Below are 14,024 nucleotides of genomic sequence, written 5' to 3'. Positions count from 1 at the left end.
GGCCGACAATCGGGCTGAAAGGGAGATAGAAAGATGACCGAGAAAACCTGCGCCGTCTGTGACGACAAACTCGATGCGACAGCCATCGAGGTCAAAATCGGAACGCATGTCGTTGAAGTCTGCTGCGAAGAATGCGCCCAGAAATTGCGTGAAGCGAGCGCCAAGGGCCACGAACAGCGAGCCGTTTGATCTCAGTGACTCAGCAACCCCATCTGGCATAGCCGGTCGATGCCAGATGGGTCAAGGAGATGGCATATGGCTTATGGAGGAATCAACTTGGTTCGAGGATTGAGCCGGATCATGGCAGATGTGGCGGCTTCGATCAGGCGATCGCGCAACAAACGATGTATCAACGACCTTCCGGACCACATCCTCAAGGATATTGGCTGGCCGGATGCATATGCAGAACGACCAGGGCCTCCAAACGCCACGGCTGACGACAAGGTAGGCACGTGCGCCGCCAAGGATCGTACATCCACCGGCGAGCGGATGATCACGCTGACCGCACAAGGGAAGCCACACTTTTTAGTTCCATAAGCTATATTATGCAACTTGGCTGTGGGGGTTCCTTGGCCTTTCGCGGATCGGTCAGTATCACACGTGGGCTTCCACCTTCTACTCGATGATCAGCATACCGACGACGACTACCAGATACTTTCGCTCGCCAAGAAGCATACACTTTCTGCTTAAGACGCCGCCTACCTCGCATTGGCAGTGGACATCAGTTGCCTCTGGCCGCAGCTCACCGGCGCCTCGCTACTGCTGCCCGCGCCGAACGGATCGAAATATCAGGCCCGCTGGGCAACAAGCTTCAATCGCTGATCCTTCCCGCGCGACAGGGCCATCACCCCGAGTGCCTGCCCCTTGCCGCGCAGGGCATGGGTGCCAAGGTATGTGGCCTCGACATCACCCGGAAACTTTATGCGCGCGGCGAGATCGCTTGAGATAAGTACGGGAGAATCGAGTGTCCGGCACAGGCTTTCCAGCCGCGCGGTCGTATTCACGGTGTCGCCGAAATAGGTGATCTTGTGATGGTCGACCCCGATTTCAGCGGTGATGACGGGGCCGCCATGCAATGCCGCCCGCAAGCGCGGTATCCTGCCGAAGCGCTTCATCCATTTGTCCGCATTGGCTTCGATCGCATCGAGGATATCGAAGATGCAATGAACGCAATTGCCATCCCGTATACCGCGCTCCATGGGCCAGGTGATGATGGCCGCATCGCCGACATAATCATCGATCGTCCCGTGGCGGCGACGTACCGGTGCAGCCAGCTCGGCAAACAGCGCACTCAGATATTGCTGGGCCCGCAGGTCACCGAATTCTTCGGCAAAGGAGGTCGATCCGACCAGGTCGACGAACAGGAAGACACGTGCTTCCTCGATCGGCCTGCGATAGCGTCCTATCAGCAGATTGGCGAAGATATCGCGGCCGAGGAGTTCGCGCACCCGGGTGACGAAACTGAGGATGGCCGAAACGCCAAGCGTGTAGAACAGGATTTTCGGCGGCAGGACCGCCTGTTGCCACCAATCGCCCGGAAGGTACCCGATGGCCCAAAGCAGCGTGCCGCACAGGGTGTAGCCCACGCTGATGAACAGATAGAAGACGAGGAACGCGCAGACAATGAAGGCTGGCGTTGGCAGCGCGTTGATCCAGTTGTACAGCCGCGGGAAAAGCGTCCCGCGTTCGAAGGCAATGACAGGGATACAGATGAACAGCGCAAATATCGCGCCGGTCAGCGATGCTTCCCCGTAGCCAAGATATCCGTAAAGCACACCGCTGGCTGCAACGGCGCAAAGCACGAATACCCAGAATCCGAATGAATACCTGTTCATGGGCCCTGGTTCCAATCGCTTCACTTCAGCCTCTTATAGGCTTCAAGGCGGTCGAGATATAATCGATTCTCGCAGGAACTATGGCAGAGCGGTGTCATTTTGACGTGGAGGGGCCTGACCAGGCGTTTCGCAGACGTGTACCCTCCTGGCAATCCTACTTGCACCGCTTACGCTTTGGCTCTATCGCCGTCACACCTGACGGCGATAGAACAATTGCAGCAAAGGTGAAACGCTACTCGCCGTAGGGCACCCAGATATTCTTCACCTGCACGGCCCGGCGCAGATACTCCCTGCCCTGGCCCTGGCCGGTGCTGAGCCAATCGCGCTGGCGGCCATTGCTTACCCAGGTCGCCTTGAGATTGCCGCAGGACGCCTTTTCCGCCATGGCACTGCCCTCCTTCGAGCCAAAATACCAGAGCGCATCGACCTCGTCGTGATCGGCCAGCGTCCTGGCCAGCACGTCGCGCTCACCCGTGACGATGTTGACCACACCGCCGGGAACATCTGACGTGTCGAGAACCTGGTAGAGGTTGGCGGCAAGAAGCGGATGTCGCGTCGAAGGCACCGTGATCACACGGTTACCCATGGCAATCGCCGGCAGAACCAGCGAAACGAAGGACAAGAGCGGCATCTCGTCGGGGCAGACAATTCCCATGACACCCCATGGCTCGTTCATCGCCAATGTCACATGACGGGATTTGGTTGCGTGGACCGCCCCATCATATTTGTCGGACTGGGCGGCATAGTAGAAGATGCGGCGCAACGCAGCAGCAAACTCCTCGGCGGCCGCCTTGGTGGACACGCCCGTGCTTTCCACCAGCAGGGCCTCGAACTCGGCCTGCCGGGCGCTGAGGTTCTCGCCGATATAATACAGCACCTGCGCACGATTGTGCGCTGTGGCAGCACCCCAGGCGCCGGCCTTGGCCGCCGCCTCCACCGCGTTGCGGATATCCTTGCGGTTGCCTAGCCCGGCCTGGCCAATGACCTGCCCGCCCTTGCCGAGCGCCGAATAGCTGTAACCGCCATCCGGACGCGCCTGCTTGCCGCCGACATAGTTCTTGACCGTTCGGTCGATCGCACCGGTCCCGGCGACCTTCGCATCGCCGTCGGGCGCTGCCGAAAGCTTGAGCGCCGGTTCGGCTTTCACCGGAGGCAGGCGCTTTTCCCAATCGGCCGAAAGATACTCGTAAAGGCCTTCGCGGCCTCCTTCACGGCCGAATCCGCTTTCGCGGTAACCGCCGAAACCGGCGCCCGCATCGAGCAGATTGGTCGAATTGATCCAGACGACCCCGGCCTTGACCCGCGCCGCCATATCGAGCGCGAGGTTGATATTTTCCGACCAGATCGAGGCTGCCAGCCCGTACTTGGTGTTGTTGGCGAGTGCAATCGCTTCATCGGGGGTGCGGAAGGTGCTGGCGGTGGCGACGGGACCGAAGATCTCGACTTCGCAGACCGTCGATGCCGGCTCGACATCGGTAAAGAAGCCGGGTGCGAAGTAGCTGCCCTTGGCCGGCAGTTCTACCTTCGCCTGCCACAGCGTCCCGCCCTCGGCCTTGCCCTGCTCGACCAGCGCGGAGACGCGTTTCAACTGGCCGGCGGAAACAAGCGCGCCGATATCCATGGTCTTGTCGAGCGGGTCACCGACCCGCAACGTTTCCATGCGCTTGCGTAGCTTGTTGTAAAAGCGTTCCGCAATGCCTTCCTGAACGAGTATGCGCGAGCCGGCACAGCAAACTTCACCCTGGTTGAACCAGATGGCATCGACAACACCTTCCACCGCTCCATCCAGATCGGCATCCTCGAAGACGATGAAGGGGGACTTGCCGCCCAGTTCCAGCGAAAGCTTCTTTTCCGAACCGGCAATCTGTTCGCGGATGATGCGGCCAACTTCGGTCGAGCCGGTGAAGGCGACCTTGTCGATGTCGTCGTGACCGCAGATCAGCGCGCCGGTTTCGCCATCGCCGTGGACAATATTGACCACGCCCGCGGGCAGGCCGATTTCATGGCAGACTTCGGCAAAGGCGATCGCGGTCAGTGGCGTCAACTCGGCAGGCTTCAGCACGACCGTATTACCCGCGGCGAGCGCGGGGGCGATCTTCCATGCGAGCATCAGCAAAGGGAAGTTCCACGGGATCACCTGGCCGCAGACACCGACCGGCGAGTACCCTTCGAACTCGGTCTCGACCATCTCTGCCCAGCCGGCATGATGGTAGAAATGCCGGGCCACGAGCGGAATATCTATATCGCGCGTCTCGCGAAGGGGCTTGCCATTGTCCATGGTTTCAAGGACGGAAAAAAACCGTTCACGCTTCTGGATATGACGCGCAATGGCATAAAGATACTTGGCGCGCTCGTGCCCTGGCAACTTAGACCATTTGCCGAAGGCGCCGCGTGCGGCCTTGACGGCCGCATCGACATCCTCTGCCGTACCCTGCGCGACCTTGGCCAGAACGGTTTCGTTGGCCGGGTTGCTGACGGAAAATGTCTTGCGACCTTCCACCGGAGTGAACTTGCCGTTGATAAAGTGGCCGAAGCCCTTCGCGTTGATCTCAAGCCAGTTCTTGACGTCGGAGTTGCTCTCCGGTGCGGGGCCGTATTCCATGGTGCGAAGGATGTCCTTGATCTGTCCCATGCTCATTTCCTCAGGCTAGCGCGTGGCGCGAAGACGCGGCGTAGCGGCCCGTCACATAATGTTCCAGCTGCCGTTCGATGTCGGCGAGCATCGAGCTTGCGCCGAGGCGAAACAGATCCGGCTGCAGCCATGGGAGTCCAAGCTCTTCCTTCATCAGGATCAGCCAGTTCATGGCATCCTTGGCGGTTTTCATGCCACCGGCCGGCTTGAACCCGACCGTCTGGCCCGACAGCTCTCCGTAATCCCGCAATGCGCGCAGCATGACCAGGCTGACCGGAAGCGTGGCGTTCACCTCCTCCTTGCCAGTCGATGTCTTGATGAAATCGGCGCCGGCCTGCATCGCCACCATCGAAGCCCGATAGACGTTGCGCAGCGTATTGAGATCACCCGTCGCGAGAATGGCCTTGAGATGCGCATCGCCGCAGGCCTGGCGCATCTGCACGATCTCGTCATAGAGTGCCTGCCAGTTCTGGGTGAGAACGTGCTCACGCGTGATGACGATATCAATCTCGGCAGCGCCTTCGCCCACCGCATAGTGGATTTCGGCCAGCCGTTGCGGCAGCGGAGTGAGGCCAGCTGGAAATCCAGTCGCCACGGAAGCAACGGGGATCCCCGAGCCATGCAGCGCCTTGACCGCGTGCGGCACCATGGTGGGATAGACGCAAACAGCGCCGGTTGTGATGTTTTCGTCCGCAAGGCCAAGCGCTTCAAGAATGTCGTCCCGTATCGGGCGGCGCGCCTTGGCACAAAGGCGGCGGACACGACCCGCCGTGTCGTCGCCGGCAAGCGTGGTCAGGTCAATGCAGGTGATGGCCTTGACCAGCCATGCAGCCTGATACTCCTTTTTCACCGTCCGGCGCGTCGTCAGTGTCGCAGCGCGGCGTTCCGTCGCCGAGCGATTGACCGCGATGTCCTCGAACCATTCCGGCCTGAGCTTGGTGCCGGCATTGCGCGCGTGGGAATGTGCCAGCTTGATTTCCGTTCCATCCGGAACCTTGGTGTGTTGCGTGTTCATCCCCGACCCTTCCTATGATCTATAAAGCGATTGAGCAGGATGGCTGCAACGATGATGATACCGGTTACAGTCATCTGGTAGAAGGAGCCCAACCCCAGAAGATTGAATATATTGCGAAGTACCTGGAGAAGCATCACGGCAAAAAAGGTGCCGAGGACACCCCCACGCCCGCCAAACAGGCTGGTACCGCCCAGCACTACCGCTGCAATCGCGTCGAGCTCCAGCCCTTGTGCTGCTGTCGGCTGCCCGATGCGCAGACGCGAGGTCAAGAGAATTCCGCCGAGCGCTGCCATGAAGCCCGACACCGCGAAAACCGCAGTCACGATCAGGCGCGTTGGCAGGCCGGACAGGCGTGCCGCTTCGGGATTGCCGCCAGTCGCAAATACATATTCGCCGAAGACCGTGAACCGCAGAACCAAACCTGCCAGGATGCAAAGGACGATGAAGATCAGCCCCATGGAAGAAATGGCGAAGCCCGGCAGGATTGGCACCATCGTCGAGCTGATCGCGGCAAATCCCTGCGGCAGCCCGCTGACCGGGACGCCGTCCGTCATAAGATAGGTGAGACCACGAAACGAGACGAGCCCGGCCAGCGTGACAATGAAGCTCGGCACCTGCGCGAGTGCACTGATCGCTCCCATGGCCGCGCCACAGGTCGTGCCTGCAAGCGCAGTAATCGCCACCGCGACGAACGGATCATACCCTTGCGACAACAGCGTCGCCACCAGCATGCCGCAAAGCGCCACGACGCTGCCAACCGACAAATCGATATTGCCGGTGAGAATGACAAAGGTCATGCCGATCGCCACCACACCCACGACGGCCGCCTGCTGGAACAGATTGGCTATATTGGTAAAGGTCAGGAAATTACCCGACAGGGTTGCGGCGATGACCACCACCGCCAGGAAGATGACGATGAAATTATATTCTATGGCCAGATCAGCGATACGTTTGCTGAGGCCCGGCGCGTGCGCATGAACCGACGGCAGTGCGCTTTCAGAGTTGGACATGATTTTCACCCAGAATTGTGGCCCGCAATATCGTATCGCGGTCGGTGACGGATGGATCGTACCTGCCGATATTGCGTCCTTCGTGGAAGACCCAGATGGCATCGCAAGCGGCATAAAGCTCCTCCAGCTCACTGCTGGCGACAATGACTGCAGCGCCGCCTTCGGCTAGCTGATCGACGAGGTTGTAAAGGTCGGCCTTGGCGCCGATGTCGAGCCCGCGGCTCGGCTCATCGAGCAGCAGGATGCGCGCGCCGTTGATAATCCATTTCGCCAGGACGACCTTCTGCTGATTGCCGCCCGAAAGCTGGACCACCGCCTGCTCGGCCTTGCCATACTTGGTGGAAAGGCTTTCCAGGACCGGTGCCGTTCGCTGTTTTTGCAGGGAATGGCGCGTCAGCCAGCTCCGGTTCATGGATGGCAAGGTTGCATTCTTGTAAATCGGGGCATGAAGGATAAGGCCCTCGGTCTTGCGGCTTTCCGGCACCAGACCAATGCCGCGACGGATGGCGTGTGCCGGATGGCGCGGATGAAAGGACTTGTCCTCCAATACGATATCGCCTTCAAAACTGTTTGCACCGAACAGCGACTTCAGGAATGAGGTGCGGCCGGCTCCGTTGAGACCCGTCAGACCGACGACCTCGCCCCACCGCACTTCAAGACCGGCGATATCGAGGCCCTCGGCTCCCCGCAGACGGTTGACATGCAGCGCCACTTTTCCGGTGACCGGCTTGCGGGTCTTGCGCTCGATCAGGGAGCGCTCCTTGCCGATGATCGCTTCCACGAGTGCCTCGTCGCCAGTGCTCGCAACGTCGAACGTATCGATGGTCTTACCACCCCGAAGCACCGTGACGCGATCACCAATCTCGCGAAGCTCACCGAGCCGATGGCTGACATAGAGGATGGCGACGCCGTGCCGGACGAGATCGCGGATGACCTCGAACACGCTCTCGAGTTCGGTCTCGTTGAGCGACGCCGATGGCTCATCCATGATGATGATCTTGGCATCCATGGTCAGCGACCGCGCGATGGCGGTCAGTTGCTGGTTGGCTACGGAGAGCGTTTCCACCCGCGCATCCGGCGAGAATCCGGCGCCGACCCGCCTCAGTGCCTCGCTCGACCTGCGCCGCCGCTCCTTGTGATCGATGAGACCGAACTTGCCTGGCGCGTGGCCGAGGAAGAGGTTTTGCTCGACCGTCAATTGCGGGACCAGATCAAGCTCCTGATAGATCATCGAAATACCAAGGCGGGCCGCTTCCGCCGGCGAGCGCAGCTCGACCGGTACGCCGTCCAGCAGCAATACGCCATCCGTTGGTCGAAATGCACCAGCAATGATCTTGAGCAGGGTTGACTTGCCCGCACCATTGGCGCCCAGCAGGCAATGGACTTCTCCTGCCCGCACGTTCAGCGACGCGGACTCCAGCGCAACAATGTTGGGCATGAATATCTTGGAGACGCGCTCGACGGTCAGGACATCATTCGCCATCTTCTGAGCCTCCAATCCCAAGCGCGTAACGGGCGGTCGCTTCATCGGTAACGATGACGGATACATAACCGGCCTTCAGGGCGGACACGGCGATCTGGAGCTTTTCCTCACCCGCAACGACTCCGATCGACCACGGCTTTGACTTGAGGAAATCCAGGCGTAGACCGACGGTCCGGTCATCGATGGCCGTATCGACGATCCTGCCGTCGCGATCCACGAAACGGCCGAGTATGTCGCCTACGGCACCCGCATCCTTCAGCCGGTCGATATCGGCTTCGTCGAGATAGCCAGAGCTGAGCAGTACCGACTCATGCGTAATGCCGCCCATGCCGAAGCAGACCACTTCGGCCCGCTTGGCCAGGGTCAGCACGCGTTCGATGATCGGGTCTTCCTCGAGTACTTCGCGCGTGCTCTTCTTGCCAACGATTGCCGGAACGGGAAGGAGCGTTGCCGAACCATTGCCTGCCTTGGCAAACTCTTCGGCAACGGCACTCGTATGGGTCGCCGTCGAGCGGAGATTGGTCGATCCGTTGACCAGAACCACATGCACGCCAGGGTTCCAGTTGCCAGGCAGGAACCGCGCGACCGCCGACATGGTGCGGCCCCACGAGACGCCGACCAGCTCGGGCTTCGGGTTGAGCCCGGCAAGATATCTGGCAGCGGCCTGCGCGACACTTTCCATCAGCAGCGCCGAATCCGTCGTGCCGCCCGAGGGGACCACGATGGCATCCTTCAGGCCGTATTCCTGCTGGAGCCTTACTTCCAGTTCCGTCCTGCGATAGGCCCTCGGCGTGATTTCGATGCGCACGACACCGAGCTCCTTGGCTTCGGTCAAAAGGCGGCCCACCTGCCAGCGGGTCAGGCCTAGTTCCGTCGCAATCTCGCTCTGCGTTCGCTCGAGATCATAGTAGAGCTTGGCAACGCGCACCATGAGATGCTCACGCTGCTCATCGGACGGAAGGCGGACGGATGGATTTAGTCTTGCATCGTTCATCGTTCTGCCCCCGCCATCTGCCGGACACTCAACGCGTGAAGCACCGGCGTGAGTGTTTCCGTTGCATCTCTATAGAGTTCCATCATCTCCCGATAGCGCCCCGCCCGCCCCGATTCGGGTATGAGTTCCCTGGTCGGTGCGGCACATGCCTCCGATGCCGCGATCAGGTCGGGAAAAAGGCCAAGGGCGTGAGCCGAACAGACGGCCGTACCGATCAGCGAAAGGTTATCGTCATGGGCCACATGGACCGCTCTGCCAAGGGCGTCGACGGTGGCCTGAAGCCAAAGGGCGTTCTTGCAGATGCCGCCGGCAATCACAATGCGCTCGACGGCAACGCCGCGGTCTTCGAGAACGGCCACGACATTGGCGGATCCGAGGGCGATCGAGTCGACCGCCGACGCATAGACATCGGCGCGATCATGGCCGAGCGACAGTCCGAGGATCGCACCCCTCAGGTCCGCGTCGCGATAAGGCGTGCGGTTACCCATCCAGTAGTCGAGGGTCAGCAGTCCGGGGCTGCGGTTCCGCAAACTCGCGGCCTCGCGGATCAATGCCGCGTGACCCTGCTCGTCGAGCCCGAAAAGCTTCTGGCTGAACCAGTTGAGAATCGAGCCTGCCGATACCTGGCCGGCTTCGACCAGCCACAACCCGTCCACGAGGGCATTGGGATAGGGTCCCCAGAATCCGCTGACATCGCCCTGTTCTTCCAGATGCGTCAGATGGACGACCGACGTGCCCCCGATGATCAGCATCCCGCCGGCGGCAACCGTGCCCGCACCAAGAACACCGATATGAGCATCGATGCCGCCCTGCGCGACGATGGCAGGGGTGGTGATGCCGAGCGCTGCAGCCACCTCCGGCAGCAGATTGCCGATAGCGTCCCCGACCGGCACGATGGGTTGCGGCAGCTTGTGCTGCAGCTCGGGGATGCCGAGTGCGCGGTAGATTTCCGGAACGAAGGCGGCATTCTTCGAATCGTAGTTCCATTTGCAGGCAGCATTCATGCGCGAACCGACCCACATGCCGCACAGCCGGTAATTGATGAAGTCCAGGGCCTCGCCGATGATATCGGCCCTGGCGAAGATCGCCGGTTCATTTTGCGCCAGCCACATGGCCTTAGGGACCAGCCATTCGACGGCATCACCGCCGCCGCTATAGGCCATGACCGGATGTTCCACGCTCTCAGTGGCGCGAGCCTCCTTGCTGGCGCGGCAATCCATCCAGAGGATGGCCGGATAGAGCGGCTTGCTTTGCCTGTCGCAGATCACCACCGATGACGCGGTCGTGGCAACGCAGACGGAAGCGATTTCGCCCGACCCGCATTGCGCGACCGCATTGCGGCCGGCCGTCAAAAGCGCGCTCCACCATTCTTCGGGCTGCTGCTCCGCCCATCCGGCGCGCGGATAGCTGGTATTGTAACTGGCTTCCGACAGGGAGAGCATGATTCTGCGCTCCACATCGTAAACTCCAGCCCTGACACCTCCCGTGCCAAGATCGAAGTTCAGGACAAGTGACATTTTTTACGGCTCCTCCCGTTCCGCCCGGTTATGGACGGAACATCACTTTCGAAAAGAACATCGACCGGTCGGTCCTGAACTTTTCGAACATGCCCGGCAGTTCGGCAAGATCGAGATCATGGGTGATCATGAACTCCCATTCAAGCTCGCCGGAGCCCAGCTTCTCCAGGGTCACGGTCCATTGCGGTCCGGGATAGGGTGCGCCGAAGGAATTCCACGATCCGTGGAGGGAAACCTCCTGGCGCAGGAAATGCTGGAACGTCCTGTTGTCGAGCGTAACTTCGGCAACCGGTATACCGATGAAGACGACATGGCCGCTCGGTGCCGCAAGCTTTGCTGCCGTGTTGATCGATGAAGGATGGCCCGCCGCCTCGATGATCGTATCGCACAAAAGGTCTGGCGGAATATCCGCGCCCGCAAGGAATGTGTGCTTCGCCCCGGCCCGGCGGGCCATGGCCAGTTTCTCCTCGGAGACATCGATGGCGACCACCTCGCTTGCGCCCATAAGCTTCATCCATTGGATGGCAAACAGACCAATCGGTCCGCAGCCGATGACGCCGCCGCGCTGGCCCATGCCGATGCCGCCCGCCTTCCAGATGGCGTGCAATGCAATGGAGGCGGGGTCGGTCATGGCGACGGCTCGCGGATCGATGCCCTCCGGCGTCTTGAGCAGGTTGGCAACCGGAACGCAGACATATTCCGCATAGGCGCCATCGCGGCGCGAGCCGAAATAATCATAATCCCTGCACCGCGAGAACTGGCCCTTCTGGCACTGGTCGCATTTGAAGCAGGGCAGCATGGGCGGAATGGCAACAAGTTCGCCAATTTCAAAACCGTCGACACCCTCGCCGATCTCGGTGATGTGACCCGAAAATTCGTGACCGCAGATGAGCGGCATCCGGTGTGCGCCCTTGATCAGCATGCGCGGCATATCCGATCCGCATACGCCGACCGATGCTACGCGCACGATGACGTGGCCTTCTATAGCTTGCGGGGCGGGAACATCTTGAAGGCGAATATCGCCGGGGGCATAGAGCACTGCTGCGCGCATGAACGGGTCCTTGAATGGAAAGTCTGACAAGACGCGGGACAGGATGTGCCCTGCCCCGCGGTCTCGGGAGGTGACCTACTGGTCGAGAACCTGCGGGCGATACTCGGCAAAAAGACCTTCGCGCGGGAATTCGGCAACATTCTTCGACGTCACGAGGGTCGAGCCGGCGTCAACGAATTTCGATACGTCCTTTTTCGCCGCGGCTTCACGAGCGACCTGGATCGTCACGTCGCCGAGATATTTCGGGTCATTCAGCGCCGAGGCAATGTAGTTGCCGCCCTCGGCGATGATGGTCAATGCTTCGGATAGCCCGTCGACGCCCGCGACCAACACATCATTGCGGTTGTTTTCCTTCAGCACCTGCAGCGCGCCGAGGGCCATGTCGTCATTATGGGCATAGACGACCTTGACGTCGGGATTGGCCTGGAGCAGGTCCTGCATGGCGGTGACGGCATTGGCCCGGATGTATTCAGCATAAGGCCCCTCGACGATGGCGTGGCCCGAGCCTTCAAGCGCCTTATGGAACCCGTCGCGGCGATCCATCATCACCGCACCCCCGGCATCGCCCTGGATCTCGATGATCTTGGCCTTTTCGACGCCATCGGCTTTCAGCCGCGCGGCGACCGCTTCGCCGACCATCTGGCCCATTTTCTTGTTGTCGCGCCCGACATGGGCGGTGACCCCGGTGCCATTTACGCTGCGGTCGACTGTAATGACCGGGATGCCGGCGGCGACGGCGGCCTCGAGCGAGGGAACGACCGCGTCGGGATTGACCGGATTGATGATAAGGGCATTCACACCCTGCGTGATCAGGTCCTGGATATCATTGTTCTGCTTGCTGACATCGCCGTTGGCGTCCAGAAACACCAGGGTATCGCCGCCGGCCTTGGCAGCCGCCTCGGCGCCAGTCTTCAATTGCACATAGAATGGCGACTGCAGCGTCACCTGGCTGAAGCCGATCTTCAGGCCCTCGGCATTGGCGGCAGGCATGGCCATTCCGAGCCCTGCGGCCATGGACAGTGCGGATACGGCAAAGGCAAATCTCGACAGAATGTGGCGGCGGTTGAGCATGGTTTTCCTCCCCAATGACTCACGGTTTCGGCAAATCAACAAAAGTGCAATTATTGCTCATTTGTAAAATCAGATAACCAGAACTTCTTTTTGCTGTCAACGCGTCGATTTCAAAATGGCGTGATGGGTTCGTGGATGTTCCGGGTGTGCGGCCGACGAATGGCGATAAGCGTATGGTTCCATTTGTAAAAATTGATGATTGCTGAGAAATGCCAGATGCACCGCGGTCGGGAGAAGGCGTGTATTGCGCGGCGAGCGCTGACCAAAAAAGGGCGTCGATACAGCGGCTCCGACCATGTGGCATTCCCGCAGATGTGGCCTGTTCCCATGCCGCGCGGATCGCGGCAGGGCATCGAGAGCACCCCAGGATTCTGCGGGGGCCTGCTCCTTGTGTCCGGAAACAAGGCCCCATAACATCTCAGTCCGATTGCGTGCTCACAACCTCCGGGCACGCCCTGGTCCTCAATCTGCGAGTATCCAATGTCCATTGCGATCACGCCCGAACGGATAACCCGCATCGAACGGTTGATCCGGCCGCATATCCGCCATACGCCCGTCCTCGGCATCGACCTTGGTGATTTCGGTCTTGCGAACCACAGGGTCGATCTCAAGCTGGAATGCCTGCAGCATTCGGGCTCGTTCAAGGCGCGCGGCGCCTTCACCAATCTCCTGACCAGGCCCATTCCGCCGGCAGGCGTTGTCGCGGCATCCGGCGGCAATCATGGCGCCGCCGTCGCCTATGCGGCGATGCGCCTCGGCGTGACCGCCACGATATACGTCCCGGCGGTCACCTCCCCGACCAAGGCGCAGCGCATCCGCGATTACGGCGCCAAACTCGTTATGGGCGGTGACCGCTATGCCGATGCGCTGGCGGTCAGCGAGGACTTCGCCAATGCGAGCGGCGCCCTTGCTATCCATGCCTATGACCAGCCCGAAACCCTGCTCGGACAGGGCACATTGGGGGCCGAGATCGAGGCCGATGTGCCGGATGTCACGACGCTGCTGGTCGCGGTGGGCGGCGGCGGCCTGATCGGCGGCATCGCCGCATGGTTCGGTGGCCGGATAAAAATCGTGGCGGTCGAGCCCCAAGGCGCACCGACCCTGCACCGTGCATTGGCCGCCGGCGAACCGGTCGATTCCCCTACGGAAGGTATTGCCTCCGATTCGCTGGCGCCCAGACGCGTCGGCACGCTGATGTTCCCGATTGCCCAGGCTTTCGTGGCGCATTCGCTGCTCGTCTCCGATGACGATATCCGCGCGGCGCAGGCAGCGCTGTGGGACAAGGTCCGCATCGTGACAGAGCCCGGAGGTGCGGCGGCCTTTGCCGCGCTTCTGACCGGGAAATTCGTTCCCGCGGCCGACGAGCGTGTGGCTGTCGTGGTTTGCGGCGCCAACACGACGGCTGTGACATTCGCC

Annotated in this window: 12 protein-coding genes; 3 read left to right on the top strand and 9 right to left on the bottom strand. The window is 60.8% G+C overall.

Features of this window, described 5'->3' with window-relative positions:
* The first annotated feature begins 33 nt into the window (after nucleotides 1-33).
* Both K9U38_RS11890 and K9U38_RS11885 read left to right on the top strand, forming a co-directional pair.
* Nucleotides 34-189, top strand: a complete 156-nt coding sequence (locus K9U38_RS11890; protein WP_224494550.1) for a hypothetical protein — start codon at nucleotides 34-36, stop codon at nucleotides 187-189.
* Nucleotides 190-255: 66 nt separating this feature from the next.
* Nucleotides 256-537 carry a DUF1127 domain-containing protein gene (locus K9U38_RS11885; RefSeq protein WP_224494549.1) on the top strand — a complete coding sequence of 94 codons (282 nt, stop codon included), beginning with the start codon at nucleotides 256-258 and terminating at the stop codon, nucleotides 535-537.
* A 251-nt stretch (nucleotides 538-788) separates the two neighbouring features.
* On the opposite strand, the gene K9U38_RS11880 is transcribed toward K9U38_RS11885, so the two are convergent.
* The 9 genes from K9U38_RS11880 to K9U38_RS11840 all read right to left on the bottom strand — a co-directional run bounded on the left by K9U38_RS11880 (nucleotide 789) and on the right by K9U38_RS11840 (nucleotide 12,608).
* Nucleotides 789-1,835: an adenylate/guanylate cyclase domain-containing protein gene (locus tag K9U38_RS11880; RefSeq protein ID WP_224494548.1), complete on the bottom strand. Its 1,047-nt coding sequence runs from the start codon at nucleotides 1,833-1,835 to the stop codon at nucleotides 789-791.
* 232 nt (nucleotides 1,836-2,067) lie between these two features.
* The gene (locus tag K9U38_RS11875; protein WP_224494547.1) at nucleotides 2,068-4,467 is read right to left on the bottom strand and encodes an aldehyde dehydrogenase family protein; all 2,400 of its coding nucleotides are present in this window, start codon (nucleotides 4,465-4,467) and stop codon (nucleotides 2,068-2,070) included.
* Nucleotides 4,468-4,477: 10 nt separating this feature from the next.
* A complete protein-coding gene (gene deoC, locus K9U38_RS11870; RefSeq protein WP_224494546.1) occupies nucleotides 4,478-5,482 on the bottom strand; it encodes a deoxyribose-phosphate aldolase in 1,005 nt (334 codons plus the stop codon).
* Complete coding sequence (locus K9U38_RS11865) at nucleotides 5,479-6,492, bottom strand: ABC transporter permease (RefSeq protein WP_224494545.1); 1,014 nt, start codon at nucleotides 6,490-6,492, stop codon at nucleotides 5,479-5,481. Before K9U38_RS11865 ends, deoC begins: the two co-directional genes overlap by 4 nt.
* Nucleotides 6,479-7,975, bottom strand: a complete 1,497-nt coding sequence (locus K9U38_RS11860) for a sugar ABC transporter ATP-binding protein (RefSeq protein ID WP_224494544.1) — start codon at nucleotides 7,973-7,975, stop codon at nucleotides 6,479-6,481. Before K9U38_RS11860 ends, K9U38_RS11865 begins: the two co-directional genes overlap by 14 nt.
* Nucleotides 7,965-8,969 (bottom strand): sugar-binding transcriptional regulator, encoded by a 1,005-nt coding sequence (locus K9U38_RS11855; RefSeq protein ID WP_224494543.1) that lies wholly within the window; start codon nucleotides 8,967-8,969, stop codon nucleotides 7,965-7,967. The genes K9U38_RS11860 and K9U38_RS11855 overlap by 11 nt, the downstream gene beginning before the upstream one ends.
* Nucleotides 8,966-10,486, bottom strand: coding sequence for an FGGY-family carbohydrate kinase (locus K9U38_RS11850; protein WP_224494542.1), 1,521 nt, complete (start codon nucleotides 10,484-10,486; stop codon nucleotides 8,966-8,968). Before K9U38_RS11850 ends, K9U38_RS11855 begins: the two co-directional genes overlap by 4 nt.
* Nucleotides 10,487-10,514: 28 nt before the next feature.
* The gene (locus tag K9U38_RS11845) at nucleotides 10,515-11,537 is read right to left on the bottom strand and encodes a galactitol-1-phosphate 5-dehydrogenase (RefSeq protein WP_224494541.1); all 1,023 of its coding nucleotides are present in this window, start codon (nucleotides 11,535-11,537) and stop codon (nucleotides 10,515-10,517) included.
* 75 nt (nucleotides 11,538-11,612) lie between these two features.
* Nucleotides 11,613-12,608: a substrate-binding domain-containing protein gene (locus K9U38_RS11840; RefSeq protein ID WP_224494540.1), complete on the bottom strand. Its 996-nt coding sequence runs from the start codon at nucleotides 12,606-12,608 to the stop codon at nucleotides 11,613-11,615.
* 480 nt (nucleotides 12,609-13,088) lie between these two features.
* On the opposite strand from K9U38_RS11840, the gene K9U38_RS11835 reads away from it, so the two are divergent.
* On the top strand, nucleotides 13,089-14,024 hold a 936-nt coding region (locus K9U38_RS11835; protein ID WP_224494539.1), incomplete at its 3' end, for a threonine/serine dehydratase.

The organism is Phyllobacterium lublinensis, assembly GCF_020164435.1.
GTDB classification, from domain to species: Bacteria; Pseudomonadota; Alphaproteobacteria; order Rhizobiales; family Rhizobiaceae; genus Phyllobacterium; species Phyllobacterium lublinensis.
Note: the sequence above shows the minus strand (reverse complement) of the source record. Positions and strands in the feature narration are given on the sequence as shown.

Excerpts from the sequence above, each read along its gene's own strand:
- K9U38_RS11890 (WP_224494550.1), top strand. The coding sequence starts at position 34 with ATGACCGAGAAAACCTGCGCCGTCTGTGACGACAAACTCGATGCGACA.
- K9U38_RS11885 (WP_224494549.1), top strand. The coding sequence starts at position 256 with ATGGCTTATGGAGGAATCAACTTGGTTCGAGGATTGAGCCGGATCATG.
- K9U38_RS11845 (WP_224494541.1), bottom strand. The coding sequence starts at position 11,537 with ATGCGCGCAGCAGTGCTCTATGCCCCCGGCGATATTCGCCTTCAAGAT.
- K9U38_RS11855 (WP_224494543.1), bottom strand. The coding sequence starts at position 8,969 with ATGAACGATGCAAGACTAAATCCATCCGTCCGCCTTCCGTCCGATGAG.
- deoC (WP_224494546.1), bottom strand. The coding sequence starts at position 5,482 with ATGAACACGCAACACACCAAGGTTCCGGATGGAACGGAAATCAAGCTG.
- K9U38_RS11865 (WP_224494545.1), bottom strand. The coding sequence starts at position 6,492 with ATGTCCAACTCTGAAAGCGCACTGCCGTCGGTTCATGCGCACGCGCCG.
- K9U38_RS11850 (WP_224494542.1), bottom strand. The coding sequence starts at position 10,486 with ATGTCACTTGTCCTGAACTTCGATCTTGGCACGGGAGGTGTCAGGGCT.
- K9U38_RS11860 (WP_224494544.1), bottom strand. The coding sequence starts at position 7,975 with ATGGCGAATGATGTCCTGACCGTCGAGCGCGTCTCCAAGATATTCATG.
- K9U38_RS11880 (WP_224494548.1), bottom strand. The coding sequence starts at position 1,835 with ATGAACAGGTATTCATTCGGATTCTGGGTATTCGTGCTTTGCGCCGTT.
- K9U38_RS11840 (WP_224494540.1), bottom strand. The coding sequence starts at position 12,608 with ATGCTCAACCGCCGCCACATTCTGTCGAGATTTGCCTTTGCCGTATCC.
- K9U38_RS11875 (WP_224494547.1), bottom strand. The coding sequence starts at position 4,467 with ATGGGACAGATCAAGGACATCCTTCGCACCATGGAATACGGCCCCGCA.